This window comes from Roseivirga sp. 4D4 (assembly GCF_001747095.1).
GTDB lineage: Bacteria > Bacteroidota > Bacteroidia > Cytophagales > Cyclobacteriaceae > Roseivirga.
On sequence record NZ_MDGP01000001.1, the window covers coordinates 3,956,183 to 3,975,538 of the forward strand.

The following is a 19,356-nucleotide window of genomic DNA, read 5'->3' on the forward strand; positions in this document are numbered from 1 at the left end:
AGTATAAAAAGCTATGTCAAAGTCAACGAGCTTATCGCCTTTGGTGAACAGAAATACCAAAGAGATCGAATTGACAGGTCTCGTTTTGTTGATCTTGATTGTCGTATCGCTGATCGTTTGGGGCCAGAATTATTTTAAGAACATTACGAACGAAGAGTTTTCTCTGAAGCTCAGCCTGATTTATAATCTCATTGTTTATGGAAGTTTTGCCTTTACGACACCCCTTTTATTACGGCTAGCCCGTAGATTTCCATTATCTGGAACTAACCAATACTACCTTTTCCATTTAGGCTTTTCCCTACTGATGGTGGGGGCGCACATGCTATTTTGCAACCTGCTTCTTTTCAGTATTGACCTTTCTTCCGTACCAATCCTCAATCGTTTTCTCACTAAGTACCTCACGAATGTTGTCCATATCCATCTTTTGACTTATTGGGCGATAATCTTGATAGCTACCTATTACTTCAAGGGGCGAGTGAACGCTTCCAGAAAGGAGGAAGACCTTATGAAGAGGTTTGAAATTCGCGAGAATGGACGGCTATTCTATGTCGAATTTGATAATGTCTTATGGATTGAGGCACTTGATCACTACCAGAAGGTCCACACCCAAACTGGTTACCATTTGATTAGTGATACGATGAAGAGACTTGAGACCAAATTGCCCCCGGATGTTTTTGGTAGAGCCCATCGCTCATATTTTATCAATAAAAGTCATGTAAAGAGTATTTGTAGAAAATCAGAAGGACCCAAAGGTACATTTGTGGTTCTTTCTGACGGCAGAGAATTAAAACTCGGTGAATCCTACAAATCAAGGTTCAAGCCGAATTGAATCTTTCGCGTACTTTTTGACCCTATTCACGAATATTTCCTTTGAAGACATAGTACTACGCCTGTTTTTGTCAAAAAAACGATATGCTCAAGAAAACTTGTTTAGGATTGATTTTTCTGATCTCGGTAGTTTTGATTTCCTGTGTGCAAGAAGAATCCAAATACCTAAAACTGGCTTTGGAAACCGAGGCTTGGTTGCAGCGTGAAGCTGATGGCTTGAATGTTTGGCCCGATGCCAGTGATGAACCTGAGAACGTCTCCTTGTCCTTTTCAGATGGGATGTCGGGGGGACTGATTTTTTATCTGGAACTATATCATGCAACTGGAGATCAGGTATATCTGGATAGGGCAGAAGAGATCGGTCAGTATCTCCTAGACAACCTGCCGCAAAAGACGGATTCACTGAAAGGCAAGTTCTGGGCCTTTAGCCCATATGGCAATGTATGTGCCCCTGGCTTTGCTTTGACCGAGCTCTATAAGGCAACGAAGAAGTCCAAATTCAAGGATGCTGCGGTTTCTGTTATCTCGGTTTTAGAACATTTTGCTGACAACCCGAACGATACAATTTCTTGGGACCTCGGGAATGACGTCTTAGGCGGTTTAGCAGGAACGGGACTTTTCCTTTTATATGGTGGAGAAGAATTGGCCGACTCCAAAGCCATCGACATGGCAGTTCGTGCAGGCGAAACATTGATAAGCCGAGCTCAGAATGATGAGGCAGGACTATTCTGGAAACGTGGTCAAAATGGGGGATTTACACTTCCCAATTTCTCACATGGCAATGCAGGCATCGCCTATTTTCTGACTAAGCTCTATGAGAAAACTCGAGAAGAAAAGTTTCTAACTGCAACCCTGAGCGCTATAGATTACCTGGATAGTATTGCGCATACTGATAACGAGGTTTATCTTATTCCATACGGTTTTCCTGATGTGGGCTGGAACCGCCCGTATGACATAGGTTGGGCACATGGTCCTGCAGGAGTAGGCCGTCTCTTCATTCAGTTGTATCATGTTACGGAAGATAGCAAGTGGTTGAGAAAAGCCGAAGCCTGTTATCGAGGAATTATGTCATGCAATCCACTGTCTACTCCTAAAGAGGGCTTCGGGAAGGAGCCATTCTCTACAGATCAGCGATTTGGACTTGCGGGAGTAGGGGCATTTGCTCAAGAGATATATAGAATAACTCGGGATGAAAGCTATCTCGTTTTTTCTGAACAAGTCATTGATTATATCACTTCTAAATCGGTCCTGGAAAACGGTCGCTCTTGGCCAATCCCGCGCTTTGGGTTCATGTCAAATGCAGGAAGTGTCACTACTTTCAATGGGTTTTTCTATGGCAACGTAGGGTATGGACTTTTGTATTTGAACCAGTATTACTTGTCAAATGATAAAATCCCTTCGGTTAGGTTCGTAGATGATCCGTTCTAGTTGCTATTAGATGTAGAAGCTTGGCGCATAATTTATATTTTTGCTCCATGGAATCTATCAGCATAGGCATCATCAAAGAGGGCAAAGTACCGATTGATCGGAGAGTACCTCTGACACCGGCTCAGGTCAAGGAGATATTGGCTACCTACGAAAACATTCAGATTAAATGTCAACGCAGTGATATTCGTTGTTTTCCTGATCATGAATATGAGGCGGCTGGCGCATTAATGGTGGATGACGTGTCAGACTGTGCGATAATTTTAGGCGTCAAGGAGGTTCCAATTCCAATGCTCTCTGAGGGAAAGACCCATTTCTTTTTCTCGCATACCATTAAAATGCAGGAATATAACAGAGGCCTTTTGCAGGAAATCATTAAGAAGAAAATCAAACTGATCGACTGGGAATGCCTAACTAATAAGAATAATCAGAGGCTTATCGCTTTCGGTAGATATGCTGGAATTGTAGGAGCCTATAATGGTATTCTAACCTTCGGCAAACGCTATAATCTCTTTCAGCTACGTCCTGCACATGAATGCTTTGACTTGGAGGATATGAAGACGGAATATTCGAAGGTTCAATTGCCTGCGATTAAAATAGCATTGACGGGCGGAGGTCGCGTTTCAAAGGGTGCTATGGAAGTACTCAATGGAATGGGAATCAGGAAAGTGAGTCCTGCAGAATTTGTGAACGAATACTTTGATGAAGCCGTCTATGCCCAATTGAATACTAGAGATTATAATCAGAGAATAGATGGTGCTGATTTTGACAGGGATGAATTCTATTCAGACCCAAGTCAGTATAAATCATCTTTCCTAAGCTATGCTCAAAAGGCTGACATATTGATCGCAGGAGCATTTTGGGATCCTAAGGCACCAGTGCTATTCACCAGACACGATGCGCTTCAACCAGATTTTAAGTTGCGCGTTGTTGCGGATATTACATGCGATATTGAGGGTTCAATTCCTTCTACTAAGCAGCCGAGTACCATCGATGATCCGATCTACGACTTCAACCCGAGTAACGATCGTGTGGAGTCACCTTTTGCTGATGAGGGGAATATCACGGTAATGGCAGTAGATAATCTTCCATGTGAATTACCACGTAATGCCTCAGAAGATTTCGGCAAAGAATTCTTGAAACATATTCTTCCCAACCTCATTGGTGAAGATACTGATGAGATTATCGCCAGGGCTTCTATCACCGAGAATGGTCAGCTTACTGAGCGGTACTCCTATTTACAAGACTATGTAGATGGACATTAATCGGTATATAGAGCATACTGACCTTAAGCCTAATTTGGTCGACAAGGATATAGACTTGTTAGTCCAAGAGGCAATCGATCATCGATTTGTAGGCGTATGTGTTCCGCCTTTCTGGGTAAAAAGAGCAGCTAGAGAAATTGCGGATCATGATGTCCAACTCGTAACTGTTGTTGGGTTTCCTCTGGGCTATCAAATGACGCAGAGCAAATTAATCGAGATAGAAACGGCCATAGAGGATGGAGCCCAGGAATTGGATATTGTGATGAATATTTCTGCTTTCAAATCAGGTATGCCCTGGGTGAAAATCGAGCTGGCTAAATGTGCCAATTTGATACATCAATCGAGCTGTATAATGAAGGTAATCTTAGAAACTGCCTATCTCGCGGAGGAAGAGATCATCACAGCAACAAAACTGGCTTGTGAGGCGGGGACTGATTTTGTTAAAACATCTACAGGTTTTGCGGCTTCAGGAGCACAAACAAATCACATCACCTTAATGAGAGAAAATGCCCCATCCAATGTTGGGATTAAGGCTTCAGGTGGTATCAGAGATCTCGACACTTTAAATGCTATGGTCACTGCCGGTGCCGACCGCGTTGGTACTTCGTCTGGTGTCGAAATAATGGCCGAACTAGCCGATAGAGATTAGTGATCAAGCTGATTTAGAATTCAACTTCTGAATTCCCTTGTACTTATAGATTCTCAAGCCAAAGTGATCGAAGATGCTCACCTTCATTCTGTTTTGCGCTAGCTCAATGCGTTTAGAAGGGTCGTGGAAAACCGAGAGTTCAAGCCCCGCCAAAACAAAATTCTTCTTACCACAAAGCTCATTCACGTATTGCTCAAATGCCTCTGGCCAGTCCGTCATATACATTTCGTAATGACTTCGACCATCAAAAAGTAATTCCAGTTGATTATCACCAATGTTATAGCGGTAGATTCCTGCTAACACATCATAGAGTTCATCAAAAAATGAAAGATGGATGGGCTTGAAGTTTTCTATGAGGTCAGTCCTTTCATCTGGCAGCCTTAACGGGTTGAAAAGTTGAAAGTATCCTTCTTTGACTAGTTCTACCAATCTTGCCTGAAGTTCTAGCCTTAGATTTGCCTGAGCCTCTTTAAGCAGGTAGTTTTTATCAAGTAGAAATAAGCGATCGGACACTTCGAAAAATTTTTACAAAGCTAAAGATAATTGCTCAATAAAGCGAAAATTGGGAGCTTATGACCAACTCACTGCGCTGCTGCACGGTTAACAATTCTACCAAAGAAAATGGCGTTCATCATCAATTTATTTGTACCATACCAGAAAGCTCTGAAGTTAGGATTATCTACTAGTGACACTATTCGGCCATTCCCAAGGGCATTCACTCTTATGGTAGAAGTTCCCTTCAGTGCCTCAAGGTTGGCATCACTTATCCAACCACTTCGAAGTGGTTCTTCTGTGTATCTGCCAGGATTTGCAAACTTGCTTTCCGAGGGCTCTATTATGGTATTACCTCTTCTAAAAGTCGGTAATAGCTCACGATAATAACCGAAGGTCATTGGGTGAGATAGATCTAAAGTAGACATATATACACCTCCAGGAATATTTTGTCCTCTGGCATAATTGGATATCTGATCATAGGAGATTTCCTCTGCACTTGGGCGTTTTGCCCTTACAGATTTCAGCCCAGTTAGTTTGTTTCTTGCCATCCAACTGACTGCTGAACCTGTACCCACTAAAGTGCCACCGTTTCTAATCCATCTTTTCAGGTTTTCCATGGCCGATTCGTTCAGGTTAAGCCCTCCGGAGATGACAATAGTATTATACCGATCGATTGCTGCGGATCCCAATCTACTCTGAGGTAGCTTGGTGGCCAGCATATTCATTCTTGTGTCTAATAGATGCCATACCTCACCAATGTCATATGAACTACCAGCTTCAACTACAAGTGCGACTTCAGGTTTTTGCAAGGTGACAAAAGAATTACTCCCCAGAGAAACGCCCCCAGTTAACCCTGTATTCAGGGCATGAATATCAAGACCATCTTCTTTAGCAATGGCCTGAAGTTCTTCGAACAGGTCATAGGCTGACATTTTCTGATTGGCTACTGGGATAAGAATTGTTCCACGATCAAATTCCTTTTCATCAGCTCCCTCAAACTTGCTTGTGGCCACTTTGATTCTGACACCTTTGGACAGAAGGCGATTAGCAGCTCTGGGTGCGTAGTATCCATGCCATTCAAAGGCGTAGGCATAGTTGCTTTGTCCTCCAATGATCTGCCCTTCTGGGAAAGTCAGATTTTCTATCTTATCACCAAGCTGATTTCTACCATAGTCTCTACTCGACATTTCATGATATTCAAGGTTGAAGGCCATTGGATAGGTCCAACCTGAAATGTCGTAGAAAAGGCTGTCTTCAAACGTTGTGCGTAGTTCGAACATAGCCTTAATGATTTTATAGTTTCTCTGTTTTAAAGGAACTATATAACTATTTTCTGGTGAGTACTCTTCTTCCTCTAAACGTATTCTTCTGGAAGGTCGGTAGAAATCTATTTCCTGCTGATCCAGGATTTCTGCCAAGTGATAGGCGCGCACTGGGTCTTTTTCTGCCTTAAAAATATAGGCCTTATGACTGTCAGAATCGGCCTCTCGTAAAGCCCTTTTATAGAAGCTCTTTTGGTACTCCAGTAATTCAACACGCATGGAGACAGATGCCTGCCATGTAGATAAGGCAGTAGTGAATTGATTCCTCACGGTAAATGGAAATTTAAGAACGCCATTGGCACTTTCCTGCGCATGGCCTCTTGAACTCGCTTGTTCAAACAGAATGCCAATACCGCCATTAATATCTGGAAATGTGGAGCCCTTACCATAATAGAAGTCGTCATAACCCTCTTTGGTATAATATAAAGAACCAATGCTATCTAAAGCCTGAGCATGATATTCACCAATTTTTCCCGTCAACTCTTGGTTGAGTTTTGGGGTCAATGGGTGAGTTCTTGAAGGTACCCCGGGCTGAAAGAAGAAGGTAGAGTTTGTGCCCATTTCATGATGGTCGGTCAAGACGTTTGGTTTCCATTCATGATACTTCGCAATTCTGTTTTGAGATTCCGGTTGCTGGAGGGGTAGCCAATCTCGGTTGAGGTCAAACCAATAGTGGTTGGTGCGTCCTCCCGGCCAAGCCTCACGATATTCTCTGTCATTAGGATCAGGATTCACATTTTTCCCTTTGTGCATGTTGGCCCATGTTGAAAATCTCGTTAACCCATCTGGGTTATATGATGGGTCTAGGAGTACCACCGTATTTCTAAGGGCATTGTCAATTTCAGGCCCCTGGGCAGCTGCCATATAATAGGCCACAAGCATTGAGGCGTTTGATCCACTAGGTTCGTTGCCATGTATGCTAAAACCCATATAAACAACACTGGGCATTTTTTTGACATCGAACTTGTCAGCCTCATTTGGATAAGTGAGCCAAACATGGTCACTTCTTATTTTATCGATGCCAACGTGATTCGTTGGATGTGTGATGGTCAAAAGCAATTGAGGCCGTCCCTCATGGGTTCGGCCAGTTTGTTCAATAGTTATTCTATCAGAAGCAGCAGCTACTGCCTTCATATAGGAAACTAGTTTATCGTGTGTGATGTGCCATTCGCCTACTTGGTGTCCAATAACAGATTCTGGCGTAGGTATAGCTGGATTATATTGAACGTTATCCGGTAAGTAATAAGCCAAATCCACTTGGGCAAAAGTCATGAATCCGGTTGTCAGGAGAATTCCTAAAAGCAGGCTAAAAAAACGTTTGTTCATCATCTAATTCGGCTTTTGCAAAGAAAGCAATATACGGATTCCGCTTACTTATTAAAAGGAGAAAAAACGATAGCATAAATTACTTGGTAAACGCTTTTTTCTTAGTCAAGGAGAATTTACTTTTGTAACGAACATCAGCAAAACTATGCCCTGAACTAGAAGAGCTGATTTCTAGACAAATTACTGAACAACACACTGTTAACTTTTTGATACTGTACCGAAAGCTTGTCACGGATCTATTCTCTAAGAATTTTTTTAACGGTAGGCTTATCAATGTTAAGAATAAGTTAAAGTGCTTACGTAATCGTAGCGAAATCATAACATTTGTCAAATCACCTCGACCCCTTTAACTACTAATTTTACCTTTTGAAAAGCGCTTAGCGCACTCAAAAATTGAATCGAAACAATCTAATCTACTTTAAATTTTCTTGTATGAAAAGACAATTACTTCAGTTACTCTTGGCTGGATTGATGCTTGTTACAGTAAACGCAGCATTCGGTCAGGGTACAACAACTTCTTCCATTAACGGAAGGGTAACAGACGCAAGCGGAGAGACTCTCCCAGGTGCCACTATCGTTGCTGTGCATACGCCTAGTGGTTCTCGTTATGGAAACATCACCAATAGTGATGGCTACTACAGAATTCCGAACATGAGAGTCGGTGGTCCTTATACTGTGACTGTCACTTTTGTAGGATATCAGGAATTCAAAAAAGAGAATGTATACCTAACACTAGGTCAGGCATTCAGAATCAATGCTCAGCTGAGCGAGACTTCAGTGTCTCTAGAGGCTGTTGAAGTTGTTGCTGACAAAAGCGATGTTTTTGATGGTAACAGAACTGGTGCTGAAACTGTGGTTGGACTTGAGCAGATCAATTCTACACCGACAGTGGCTAGAGCCATTGGTGACTTCGCTAGATTTACTCCTCAAGCAACTATCGATGAAGGAAATGACGGTTTCTCTATCTCAATTGGTGGTCAAAACAACCGATACAACTCTATCTATATTGATGGTGCTGTAAATAATGACGTTTTTGGTCTTGCAGGTTCAGGTACCAACGGTGGACAAACTGGTGTATCGCCTATCTCCATTGATGCAATTGAGCAGTTCCAAATTCAAGTAGCTCCTTTTGATGTAAGGGTTTCAGGTTTTGCTGGTGGTGCGATTAACGCAGTGACCAGATCTGGTTCTAACGAAATTGAAGGTTCTGTTTATAGATTCTGGAGAAATGAAAACCTTGCGGGTAAAACGCCAAGGGATACAGATGGAGCAAGAGAGCGACTAGCTAACTTCTCAGCTGAAACTATTGGTTTCAGAGTTGGCGGACCAATTATCAAAGACAAGCTTTTCTTGTTTGTGAATGTTGAGAACCAAAGTGATGAAACGCCTCAGCCATTCGATTTCAATGACTATGAAGGAGATGCAACTGCTGCTGATATTGATGCGCTTAGAACTAAGCTTTCAGGTTTTGGCTACGATCCAGGTACTTTGACTCCAAACCCGGTAATTCTTGATTCTGACAAAATCACAGCTAAGCTTGATTTCAACTTAAATCAGAACAACAAAATTTCTGCAAGATACTCTTACGTTAAAGCTGATAACATTGAAGCGGTAAGATCGTCTAACAGAACGCTAAACTTCTACAACAGATCAGAAGCTTTCCTTTCTAAGACTAATTCATTGTCTGCTGAATGGTCTGCTACTTTAGGTTCAAACGCTTCTAACAAACTAACTATTGGTTATGTGAGTGTTAATGATGATAGAGACCCAACTGGAACTGATTTCCCAACGGTAATTATCAATGATGGTGTAGGCCGAATCAACTTTGGAGCGGAGCCTTTCTCAACTGCCAACCTTTTAGATCAGACCGTTTTCACAATCAACGATAACTTCGAGTTATATAGAGGAAAGCATACATTCACTTTTGGTCTTAATGCTGAATTCTACTCAGTTGAAAACTTGTTTATCGCCTTTAACTACGGTGAGTATGAGTATGACGACTTGAACCAGTTCTTAACTGACCAACCTGCTAGTGATTACTTCAGACTTTACTCTAACAGAGATAACTTAACTGGTGATGGTTCTATTGCTGCTGCAATTTTTAACTCAAGCTTGTTTGGTCTTTATGCTCAGGATGAAATCCAGATCAACAACGACTTGAAAATGACATTTGGTCTTAGAGTTGATATGCAGGCATTTGATGATACTCCAGAAAATGCTGATTTTAATAATAACAGTATTCCTTTATATGAGGCTGCTGGCTATGATTTGAAAGGTGCTAGAATCGGGCAGTTCATCAAAACTCAGCCATTGTTGTCGCCAAGATTCGGTTTCAACTGGGATGTGAATGGTGACAGAACACTTCAGGTAAGAGGTGGTGCTGGTGTGTTTACTTCTAGAATTCCATTGGTATGGCCAGGTGGTGCTTACAATAACAACGGTTTCAATACAGGAGCTGCATTCATAGGTACTGATGGTTTTGATGGTGTATTCAGACCGGATATCAACAACCAACCAGGTACATTTGATCCTACAAGACAATCAGGTAACATCGATTTGTTTGCTGAGGACTTCAAAATCCCTCAAGTTGCTAAGTTCAACGTTGCCGTTGACAAGCGTTTAGAGAATGGTTGGATTTGGTCAGTAGATGCACTTTACACTAAGACCATCCATGCTGTAAGATATGAGAACATTAATATCAGGCCTTCGACTTCAAACTTGACAGGTACAGGTGATAACAGACCTATCTACAACAGAAGAGATGAAGTTGATGATACTTACAGTAGAGTTATCTTGGCTTCTAATACTGGTAGAGGTTATGCTTATAACTTGAGTACGACTTTAACCATGCCTTTAACTAATGGTCTTCAGAGTAGCATTTCTTACTCTTATGGTGAGTCTTTCAACGTGTTTGATGGTACTTCTTCTCAGAACTCATCTCAGTGGAGAGGTTTACACTCTGTTGGTGGTAGAAACTTTGACCAGCCTTTGGTTAAGTCTTTCTTCTCTCCAGGTCACAGAATTATTGCTCAGGCTTCTTATAGAAAAGAGTGGAATGCAAACTTAGCTACTCAAATTGGTCTTGTTTACGAAGGTCGTTCTGGACGTCCTTTCTCTTACATCTACAATGACGGTGACAGATTAACTAACGAGGCTTCTAGAGAGAGATCTTTGATCTATGTTCCTGAAAACGCAAGTGATATCATCCTTGTTGACGATGCTAATGCTGGTACTGCTGCTGAGCAGTGGACAGCGCTTAGTACATTCATCAATTCTGACGAGTACTTGAGTTCAAGAAGAGGTCAGTATGCTGAGGTGAATAAGAGCAGATCTCCATTCACTCATATCTTTGACTTAAGATTGATCCAGGACTTCTCTATCAACGCTGGTGGTAAGAAGCATACTTTACAGTTCACTGCTGATATCTACAACTTCGGTAACTTGTTGAATAGCGACTGGGGTAGAAGATACTTTGTACCTTCTGACTTCGAGTTGTTGAACTTCGAAGGCTTCTTGCCTGACGGAACTACACCAACTTACACTTTTGATGGTGTTCTTGATAATGATCCTTCTGCTAACAGAATTGATGATTCTGGTTTGACTAGCTCAAGATGGCAGATGCAATTAGGTCTTAGATATACTTTTGGTAACTAAGATTTAGCATAAACATATAGTAAGGCTCCTCTACTTAGTAGAGGAGCTTTTTTTATGAATAGGAGCCGAATCAAGAATTTTTGAACCTATTCCTCAGAATAATGTTAGATTAGCATTTTAGCCGATGCTCTATTATAAAACATATGACCATGCAGATTCCACAGAGTGGGTCACCTTTATCCATGGTGCTGGGGGCAGCTCTTCCATTTGGTATAAGCAGGTAAAAGAGTTCAAGGAGCATTTTAATGTCTTGTTGATCGATTTGAGAGGTCATGGAAAATCTCAGGAAGTTTTCGAACGATACTTTTCTAATGAATACAACTTCGAAAACATATCGGCCGATGTTCTGGAGGTGATGGATCACCTGAAAATTCAGCAATCACATTTTGTGGGCATTTCCCTCGGGACAATTCTTATGAGAACCATCTGCGAACTAGCCCCTGATAGGGTGAAATCATTGGTAATGGGCGGTGCAGTGACGCGATTGAATGTTCGTTCCAAGCTATTAGTGGGTTTGGGGAATGCCACCAAGAAGTTTGTTCCCTATATGTGGCTTTATCGTTTCTTTGCCTGGATCATTATGCCAAGAAAAAGAAATCAAGAGTCCCGAATACTCTTTGCAAACCAAGCTAAAAAACTTTGTCAAAAGGAGTTTGTGCGCTGGTTCGGTCTGACCTACAAGTTGAATCCTTTGTTGAGGTACTTCAATGAGAACGATACCAAGCTGCCCACTTTATATGTGATGGGTGACGAAGACTATATGTTCTTGCCCCAGGTAATGCAACTGGTTAAAAATCATTCCACATCTTCACTTCAAGTGGTTCCAAATTGTGGCCACGTCTGTAATGTGGAGCAGCCCGAGTTTTTCAATAGCACGGCTATCAATTTTATAGCTACTAATTCGTAGTTGACGGCTACTTTAGTCTGCATCTTTGACTAAGTCGGTCATGATCGCTATCTTTTATCATGACTTTCCCAAGAATTGTATCAATTCAACAAGTAAGTTTCTTCCTTCTTTTACCATTTTTCCTCCTCATTGGGTGTTCGAAAAAGAGTGAATCCGTAGGCTCTGATAGTCCAACAACTGTTGGGCCTTCTTCTCCTGTAGACTTTGATCTTGAAAAGATCAAGGCACGAGGAAGCCTCATTGCGGTGGTGGACAACAGTACCACAGGTTACCTCATCTACCGTGGTAGACCCATGGGCTACGAATATGAATTGCTTAGCCGCTTGGCGGACTATCTTGATGTTGAATTAGAGGTCAGAATAACGGCCGATATTCAGGGTGCTTTCAGGATGCTAGATACGGGTGAAGCTGATATTATGGCCTATCATCTGGCGGTTACCAAAGAAAGAAATCAACGTGTGGCCTTTACCGAACCACATAACTATGTTCCACAGGTTTTGGTGCAAAGGAAACCTGAGAACTGGCGGCAAATGAAACTGCATGAAATAGAAGCTGGCCTGATCAGGAATGCGATAGAACTGGGGGGTAAGAAGGTCTATACAAGGAAGGGCTCGTCTTTTTCCGATAGACTGGTCAATTTATCTGATGAGATTGGCGAAGACATTTACATTGAGGAAGTCGAAGGAGCAGTTGATACTGAAATGCTCATCAAAAAAGTACTCGACAATGAGATTGAATATACCGTGGCTGATCAAGACGTGGCTATGATCAATGCTACCTACTATCCCGATTTAGACGTGAAAATGGAAATCAGCTTTCCTCAAAAAATTGCTTGGGCTGTAAGGAAGAATGCAACCGACTTGAAAACCATTGTAGATGATTGGCTGGTGGATATGAAGAAGTCACCGGATTTTTTTGTGATCTATAATAAGTACTTCAAGAATAGAAAAACACAGAACTATAGGGTGAGGAGTGCTTACTCTTCAATTTCCAAGGATAGAATTTCCCCTTATGATGATTTGATAAAGGAGGCTGCTCAAAAACTTGAAATTGACTGGTTGTTGTTGACGTCTATCGTTTTTCAAGAGTCAAAATTTGATCCAGAATCTGAATCATGGGTAGGGGCACAGGGTTTAATGCAGTTAACGAATAATGTGATCGAGGAATATGAGGTCGACAATGTCTTTGACCCTAAAGAGAATATCATGGCAGGAGTCGAACATTTGAAATGGTTGATGGACTATTGGTCTGAGGACATTTCTGATAGAGATGAGTTAATGAAGTTTGTTTTGGGTTCCTATAATGTTGGACAAGGTCATGTCCGCGATGCGATGAAATTAGCAGAGAAGTATAATGCCGATCCACTAGTCTGGGAAGATAACGTTGCCAAGTATCTCGAATTGAAGGCGACTCCAGAGTACTATAAAGATCCTGAGGTTACTTACGGTTATTGTCGAGGGTCTGAGCCTGTGAATTATGTCAGAGAAATATTGACTCGTTACGATCAGTATTTACAGTTCTATGAAAACCCAGAATTGGTAAGTGATACATTGATAGTGACAGAAAGAATACCTTCTAACTAAATTGTTCCGTCATTATTTTGGCCGAAAGTAGACTCAAAGGAATCCCACCTCCTGGGTGTACACTGCCACCACAGAAATATAGGTGCTTGATTTTGCTAGAGAAATTTGAGTGTCTAAGGAAAGCGGCATACTTGTTATTCGAGCTGTTACCATATAAAGCGCCCCCCACCGAACTTGTCCTTGATTCGATTGTTCTTGGGTCTAGGATATCCTCCACTTCGATCAACGATTCGATATCCTCGTTAAGCATTTTTGATAGTTTACTCAGAATGTTCTTGCGTGCCGTGGAAATCAATAAATCCCAATCTTGCCCTTGATTATTAGGCACATTGATCATCGTAAACCAGTTTTGACATCCTTCAGGAGCATCGTCTGGTTTCTGTGTACTGGTAACGTTCAAATAGACCGTTGGGTCATCATAGATGTCTTGTGTCTTGAAAATATGCTCAAACTCTTTTCTGTAGTTATCAGAAAAGAAGATGTTGTGCAAATCGAGTTGATCGAACTTCTTTTTGATACCCCAATAGAAGATTAATGCCGAACTAGATTTTGGCTGGGAAAGTAACTTCTTGGGCTGATATTGATCCTTCAAAAGCTTTTTATAGGTGGCCACCATGTCCATATTGCTCACGACACGATCCGACTTGTGAAAACCCATTGCCGTATTTACACCTTTGGCTGATCCTTCATGCACTACTATACTTTTTACCGGGGTATCGAAATAGAATTTTACACCCACACGTTTCGCGAGTTCATAGAGACTGTTCGTAATGTCATGCATACCTTTTTGAGGGAAGTATGCTCCTCGTCCAAACTCTAGGTGTGGAATAATATTGAGTGTACCTGGAGCTTGATAAGGATCAGACCCGTTGTAAGTGGCATAACGATTGAAAAGCTGAACCGTTTTAGGGTTATTAAATCGTTTCTCGTTTACCTGGTTCATGGTTCTTCCAAAATCGAACCGAGGGAGTTTTAAATAAGTCCTAATGGCCTTTCCCCCTAGCCAGGTAGAGATTTTGTGTAGTGACTTATGCATGAAAAGTGGAGCAAGATTTTCGTATAAGAACTCACTTTTATCCAAGGCGGATGTTATACTTTTTCTTGATTCTTGCAGTTTATCTTCGAATTCCGAGATGAGCTTTTCCCTGTCTGACCAACCCGTAAATTCAGTGCCGTCTGGATAGAAATACTGGCACGTGGTTTCTAATCTTTTGTAAGTAAAGTGATCAGAGGTTTTCAGATTGCATAACTCAAATAAACCTGACACCTCTTCAGGAAGTGTAAAGAGAGAGGGTCCTGCATCAAAGCGGTAGTTACCAAGCTTTATTTCAGTGAGCTTGCCTCCAGGGTAATTATTAGCCTCGAAAACGGATACAATATATCCTTTCTTGGCAAGCCTAATAGCAGCAGCTATTCCAGCTATACCCGAGCCAATCACAATTGCTGATTTGCCCATTAGTAGTCGTCAATCTTAGTTCAGTCGGTCGTAGTGTATCTATGTATCACGAAAATGGCCTTGGAAATCCATTTTACCAAGCCATAGTGTATTTAAATACAAAAAAATGTTGTTTATCCCGTAAAATATTATGCGAATGGCCTTGAGAGCTACTATGAGGGTATCAGTTATACCGATCGACTGATAAAAGAGGAGAACTAATACTTGTGGCTTCACCAATGATATTCTGGCAAAGTAATTTGCCGGTAATTGGGCCAAGCGTCCACCCCAGCATGGCATGGCCCGTACCTATTTGTAGGTTTTCGAAACCTTGAGGTCTTCCGATGTATGGAAGGCCATCTGGTGTACAGGGGCGCAATCCAGCCCATGGTTTTATGTTACTGAAGTCATAATCCTGAAAGTCAGGTATGGCTTCTTGAACAGAATCAATAATGCCCTGGACTCTTTTGTTGTTGATTTTATGATTAGTGCCGGTAATCTCCATGGTGCCGGCAATTCTCATGCCTTCCAGCATGGGAGTTGTAGCTACGCGTGCCTCGACTAATATCGATGGAAGCTTGGGCGAAACTGGAGGATCACTTAACGTGAAGCTGTATCCTTTTCCAGGTTGCAACGGCAAATCAATCTTCAGTTTCTTGGCCAAAATAGACGACCAAGATCCCGCTGCCATGATATATTCATCGGCCTGATAGCTACCACGATCCGTTATGAATTCTGTGATTTTATTAGCCTTTAGCCCTATTTCCTGTAATTCGGTTTTGAAGTCAATTTTGACTCCTTTTTTCAAGAGAAGCCCCTTGAACTGTTCCATAAAAACATTCGGAGTCATCCATCCATCGCAACCGAAGTAAACAGCCCCAGCCATATCGTAATTCACATTGGGGTCGTGAGTTTCCGTTTCAGCTTTTGAAAGAACACTTGCTTCTAGACCATATTGATTGGCAATATCTACCAGCTCGATTTCGTGTTTCAGCGCTGCTTCGGTTTGGCAGACCATCAATAAACCAGGTTTGTTATAACCGGCTTCTATGCTCTCCTCGGACATTAACGCTTCATAAAGCCTTTGGCTTTGAGTGGTTAAATCATAGAGCACTGGAATAGCGGCTTTGACTCTTTTGTCGGTTGCCGCCTTTTTAAAGAGCCAGCCCCACTTCAATAAATCACGACTCAGCTTTGGCTTGATGAAGAAGGGGCTAGAACTGCTGAGCATCCATTTCAGACCTTGGTTGATAATGCCAGGTGATGCCAAAGGAATGATATGACTTGGGGATACATAGCCAGCGTTGCCATAAGAGCAGTTGTCATTACCATCTGTGCTGTCAATGACCGTGACGTCTATACCTGCTTTATTAAGGTAATAGGCAGTGCTTAATCCGACTATTCCGGCTCCGACTATGACTACTTTTTTGCTCATGCTTAGATCACCGAGAAGCCATGTGCATATGGATCCTCATCGTCAATGATAATGTTATTGTGTCCCGTAATTCTAGCCCAGCCTTTGATACTGGGAACAATGGCTGCAAAATCTCCGACAGTGGCAGTGTCTTCCACTTTGCCTATGAATTGACTGCCAATAATGCTTTCATGGACAAATTCATCGCCTTTCTTGAGCTTTCCTTTGGCTGCCCATTGCGCCATTCTGGCCGAAGTTCCAGTACCACATGGCGATCGATCAATTGCCTTTTCACCATAGAAAACGGCATTTCTTGCTGTTGATTCAGACTTGGTTGGTTTTCCCGTCCACATAAGATGACTCATGCCTTTAATGGTAGGGTCATTTGGGTGAACAAAGCTGAAGTTGTCGTTCATGTAGTCTCGTATAGCTCGACTCCATCCAATCAATTCCAAAGCACTATAGTCAGCCATATCTCCATAGCCATCTTGCGGATCGATGATTGCATAGAAATTCCCACCATAAGCAACATCCACCTTCAGAGTTCCGAAATCCGGACATTCAACAAGCACATCCGTTGCGGCCAGATATGAAGGTATGTTAGTGAGTTTAACGGAAGTCACTTTTTCACCCTCTTGTTCATAATCAATTTTGACTAAGCCAGCAGGGGTTTCAAGCCGGAGTTTCCCTTTTTCCTGAGGTACAACCAGGCCTTCTTCAATCATAAACGTAACTGTTCCAATTGTTCCATGTCCACACATTGGTAGGCAACCGCTGGTCTCGATATATAAAACTCCAATGTCATTATTAGGATCAGTAGGAGGGTAAAGGATCGATCCAGACATCATATCATGTCCTCGTGGTTCGAACATGAGCCCTTTTCGAATCCAATCGAACTCTTTAATAAAGTGCTGCCTTTTCTCGCTCATATTGGCTCCATCCAATAATGGACCACCACCAGCTACTAGTCGTACCGGGTTACCACAGGTGTGACCGTCAATGCAGAAAAAACGCTTTTTGTTCAATGTACTAAGGATTTAATGCGAGAATGGATTAAGGGTTTATTGGAACAATTAGTTAATGAATTTTTCATCTTTTTACGTTTTTTCGAGCCTTGGATACCACTTTGGAAATTTCAATTGATTCTTGCAATAAAGGAGTAATCGATTCTTCATTGGCAAGTTCTGTATCTCTAAGGACTTCCAGCCAATAAATGGTTTCATCAGCTTCTTCCGTTACGATTGACATTTTTGCAAAGAACTCAGCTTGAGACCTGGCAATACATGCGGCTCTATAGTTTGCAGCTGTGGAGGTCACTGACCTAACTAACTGTTTTCCAATAATTCTAATAGAATCGGTTTTATTCAATTGATCATAGAATTTGATTACATCTATAGAAAGCTGTTTAGTTCTTGCTTTAAATTTCTCTATGAATTCGACCTTATCCATTAATCAATTTTATTCATTCATTGGTCCATTAATTCCTTCTTCGTGAGTTCTCCATTTACAACTCTCCATAGTCCAAGAGGGTTGCTGTTTTTCAAAGCATCGGGAAGCAAGCTATCTGGCCAGCTTTGATAGGAAATTGGTCTGACGAATCTTGAAATTGCAGCCGTTCCAACCGAAGTTGTTCTCTGATCTGTAGAAGCCGGATATGGTCCTCCATGCTGCATAGAATGACAAACTTCCACACCAGTTGGAACACCATTGAATAGGAGTCTGCCTACTTTGTTAGTCAGTGCATTAGCGATTTCGGGATAGGCCTTAATATCTGATTCTGTTGCGACTAATGTGCCTGTCAATTGGCCTTGTAGGGCATTGGCAATCGCCAACATCTCTGACATATCTTTACAGGCTACGACCATCGTAAATGGACCGAAAATTTCTTCGTGAAGCTGCGGGTTATTTAGAAAAGACTCGCCATCTACTTTAGCTGTTAATGGCTTACCCTTGTTTTCTCCCGGGTCTTTAGCATCACCTAAAACCTGAACTCCGGTTTGCTCAACAGCAATTCCTCGGTGATCATAATAGCTTTTCGCAATTTTTGAATTCAGCATGGTCACCGAATCTTTCTCTGCCAAAGCACCACTGAGCGTTTCAACAAATTGATCTAAAGCTGAAGACTGAATACCAATTAATAGACCAGGGCTGGTACAAAACTGACCCACGCCAAGTGCTACTGAGTTGGCAAAGGTTGTAGCCAAGCCTTCAGGGTCCGCAGCAAGCTTTTCTGGCATTAAGAAACTCGGATTGGTACTTCCCATTTCGGCATAAACAGGGATTGGCTCTGGTCTTTGGTTGGCCAGGTCAAAAATGGCTCTTCCACCTCGAAGTGAACCGGTGAAGCCAACGGCTTTTATCTTGGGATGCCTTACCAATTGCTGTCCAGTTTCGATTCCGCCATTGACCATGGAGAAAACACCATCGGGCATATCACATTTTTCGATAGCGCGAAGGACCGCTTGCGTCACCATATCATTAGTGCCTAAATGCGCTTCGTGGCCTTTTACAATCACGGGATTCCCGGCAGCAAGAGCAGATGCGGTATCACCTCCAGCAGTTGAGAATGCCAATGGGAAGTTACTTGCTCCAAAAACGGCAACCGGGCCGATTGGGATTTGCATTTTTCTTAAGTCAACCTTTGGAATCGGTTGGCGATCAGGAATAGCCGTGTCTATATTTACGTCTAGCCAAGAGCCATCCCTTAGGACACCAGCAAACATTTTGAGTTGGTTGCAAGTACGACCTCTTTCACCTTGAAACCTGCCAACGGGCAACCCTGACTCTCCACTTGCTCTTTCAAGCAGGGCGTCTCCCAAATTCATAATCTCATCCGCGATGGTCTCCAAGAACTGAGCCCTTTTCTCATATGAGATCGCTTTGTAGGCATTAAAAGCTCCGTGGGCCTTGGCCACGGCCTGATCGACTTCTTCTGAAGTAGCCGCCACAAACTCTTCAGGAAAAACAGAGTTATCGGTAGGGTCGTAGGCTTTTAGGATTTTGTTGCCCTTGGCCGAAGCGTCTTTTCCTATGTAATTTTTTCCTGTGATCAT

14 protein-coding genes are annotated in these 19,356 nt (G+C 42.2%); 7 read left to right on the plus strand and 7 right to left on the minus strand.

What is annotated here, in order from left to right:
- Positions 1 to 13 precede the first annotated feature (13 nt).
- The 4 genes from BFP97_RS17270 (at position 14) to deoC (ending at position 4,167) form a co-directional block, all read left to right on the plus strand.
- Entirely contained in the window at positions 14 to 829 is an 816-nt protein-coding gene (locus tag BFP97_RS17270; RefSeq protein ID WP_069843617.1) for a LytR/AlgR family response regulator transcription factor, read from the plus strand.
- Between the two features lie 83 nt (positions 830 to 912).
- Positions 913 to 2,256 (plus strand): lanthionine synthetase LanC family protein, encoded by a 1,344-nt coding sequence (locus BFP97_RS17275; protein WP_069843618.1) that lies wholly within the window; start codon positions 913 to 915, stop codon positions 2,254 to 2,256.
- A gap of 47 nt (positions 2,257 to 2,303) precedes the next feature.
- On the plus strand, positions 2,304 to 3,518 hold the full coding sequence (locus tag BFP97_RS17280; RefSeq protein WP_069843619.1) for an NAD(P)-dependent oxidoreductase: 1,215 nt from the start codon (positions 2,304 to 2,306) through the stop codon (positions 3,516 to 3,518).
- On the plus strand, positions 3,508 to 4,167 hold the full coding sequence (deoC, locus tag BFP97_RS17285; protein WP_069843620.1) for a deoxyribose-phosphate aldolase: 660 nt from the start codon (positions 3,508 to 3,510) through the stop codon (positions 4,165 to 4,167). Before BFP97_RS17280 ends, deoC begins: the two co-directional genes overlap by 11 nt.
- 3 nt (positions 4,168 to 4,170) lie before the next feature.
- On the opposite strand, the gene BFP97_RS17290 is transcribed toward deoC, so the two are convergent.
- Entirely contained in the window at positions 4,171 to 4,680 is a 510-nt protein-coding gene (locus tag BFP97_RS17290; RefSeq protein WP_069843621.1) for a hypothetical protein, read from the minus strand.
- Between the two features lie 68 nt (positions 4,681 to 4,748).
- Complete coding sequence (locus tag BFP97_RS17295) at positions 4,749 to 7,313, minus strand: M14 family metallopeptidase (protein WP_139135355.1); 2,565 nt, start codon at positions 7,311 to 7,313, stop codon at positions 4,749 to 4,751.
- Positions 7,314 to 7,742: 429 nt separating this feature from the next.
- Between BFP97_RS17295 and BFP97_RS17300 the strand changes: the two genes are divergently transcribed.
- The 3 genes from BFP97_RS17300 to BFP97_RS17310 all read left to right on the plus strand — a co-directional run bounded on the left by BFP97_RS17300 (position 7,743) and on the right by BFP97_RS17310 (position 13,454).
- A complete protein-coding gene (locus BFP97_RS17300; RefSeq protein ID WP_083262642.1) occupies positions 7,743 to 10,964 on the plus strand; it encodes a TonB-dependent receptor in 3,222 nt (1,073 codons plus the stop codon).
- Positions 10,965 to 11,088: 124 nt separating this feature from the next.
- Positions 11,089 to 11,871, plus strand: a complete 783-nt coding sequence (locus BFP97_RS17305; RefSeq protein WP_069843622.1) for an alpha/beta fold hydrolase — start codon at positions 11,089 to 11,091, stop codon at positions 11,869 to 11,871.
- 59 nt (positions 11,872 to 11,930) lie between these two features.
- A complete protein-coding gene (locus tag BFP97_RS17310) occupies positions 11,931 to 13,454 on the plus strand; it encodes a transglycosylase SLT domain-containing protein (protein WP_069843623.1) in 1,524 nt (507 codons plus the stop codon).
- Here the strand turns inward: BFP97_RS17310 and crtD are convergent.
- From crtD to BFP97_RS17335, 5 genes are all read right to left on the minus strand, one after another.
- The gene (gene crtD / locus BFP97_RS17315; RefSeq protein ID WP_069843624.1) at positions 13,447 to 14,910 is read right to left on the minus strand and encodes a 1-hydroxycarotenoid 3,4-desaturase CrtD; all 1,464 of its coding nucleotides are present in this window, start codon (positions 14,908 to 14,910) and stop codon (positions 13,447 to 13,449) included. The genes BFP97_RS17310 and crtD overlap by 8 nt on opposite strands.
- Positions 14,911 to 15,073: 163 nt before the next feature.
- Entirely contained in the window at positions 15,074 to 16,324 is a 1,251-nt protein-coding gene (locus BFP97_RS17320; protein ID WP_069843625.1) for an NAD(P)/FAD-dependent oxidoreductase, read from the minus strand.
- 2 nt (positions 16,325 to 16,326) lie between these two features.
- Positions 16,327 to 17,328: a 4-hydroxyproline epimerase gene (locus BFP97_RS17325; protein ID WP_069843626.1), complete on the minus strand. Its 1,002-nt coding sequence runs from the start codon at positions 17,326 to 17,328 to the stop codon at positions 16,327 to 16,329.
- Between the two features lie 64 nt (positions 17,329 to 17,392).
- Positions 17,393 to 17,752 carry a four helix bundle protein gene (locus BFP97_RS17330; RefSeq protein ID WP_069843627.1) on the minus strand — a complete coding sequence of 120 codons (360 nt, stop codon included), beginning with the start codon at positions 17,750 to 17,752 and terminating at the stop codon, positions 17,393 to 17,395.
- Between the two features lie 17 nt (positions 17,753 to 17,769).
- Positions 17,770 to 19,356 (minus strand): aldehyde dehydrogenase (NADP(+)), encoded by a 1,587-nt coding sequence (locus tag BFP97_RS17335; protein ID WP_069843628.1) that lies wholly within the window; start codon positions 19,354 to 19,356, stop codon positions 17,770 to 17,772.

What these genes read in the sequence shown, in the direction of transcription:
- BFP97_RS17335 (WP_069843628.1), bottom strand. Translation starts at nt 19,356, where the DNA reads ATGATCACAGGAAAAAATTACATAGGAAAAGACGCTTCGGCCAAGGGC.
- deoC (WP_069843620.1), top strand. Translation starts at nt 3,508, where the DNA reads ATGGACATTAATCGGTATATAGAGCATACTGACCTTAAGCCTAATTTG.
- BFP97_RS17330 (WP_069843627.1), bottom strand. Translation starts at nt 17,752, where the DNA reads ATGGATAAGGTCGAATTCATAGAGAAATTTAAAGCAAGAACTAAACAG.
- BFP97_RS17300 (WP_083262642.1), top strand. Translation starts at nt 7,743, where the DNA reads ATGAAAAGACAATTACTTCAGTTACTCTTGGCTGGATTGATGCTTGTT.
- BFP97_RS17270 (WP_069843617.1), top strand. Translation starts at nt 14, where the DNA reads ATGTCAAAGTCAACGAGCTTATCGCCTTTGGTGAACAGAAATACCAAA.
- BFP97_RS17280 (WP_069843619.1), top strand. Translation starts at nt 2,304, where the DNA reads ATGGAATCTATCAGCATAGGCATCATCAAAGAGGGCAAAGTACCGATT.
- BFP97_RS17305 (WP_069843622.1), top strand. Translation starts at nt 11,089, where the DNA reads ATGCTCTATTATAAAACATATGACCATGCAGATTCCACAGAGTGGGTC.
- crtD (WP_069843624.1), bottom strand. Translation starts at nt 14,910, where the DNA reads ATGGGCAAATCAGCAATTGTGATTGGCTCGGGTATAGCTGGAATAGCT.
- BFP97_RS17310 (WP_069843623.1), top strand. Translation starts at nt 11,931, where the DNA reads ATGACTTTCCCAAGAATTGTATCAATTCAACAAGTAAGTTTCTTCCTT.
- BFP97_RS17320 (WP_069843625.1), bottom strand. Translation starts at nt 16,324, where the DNA reads ATGAGCAAAAAAGTAGTCATAGTCGGAGCCGGAATAGTCGGATTAAGC.
- BFP97_RS17275 (WP_069843618.1), top strand. Translation starts at nt 913, where the DNA reads ATGCTCAAGAAAACTTGTTTAGGATTGATTTTTCTGATCTCGGTAGTT.
- BFP97_RS17295 (WP_139135355.1), bottom strand. Translation starts at nt 7,313, where the DNA reads ATGATGAACAAACGTTTTTTTAGCCTGCTTTTAGGAATTCTCCTGACA.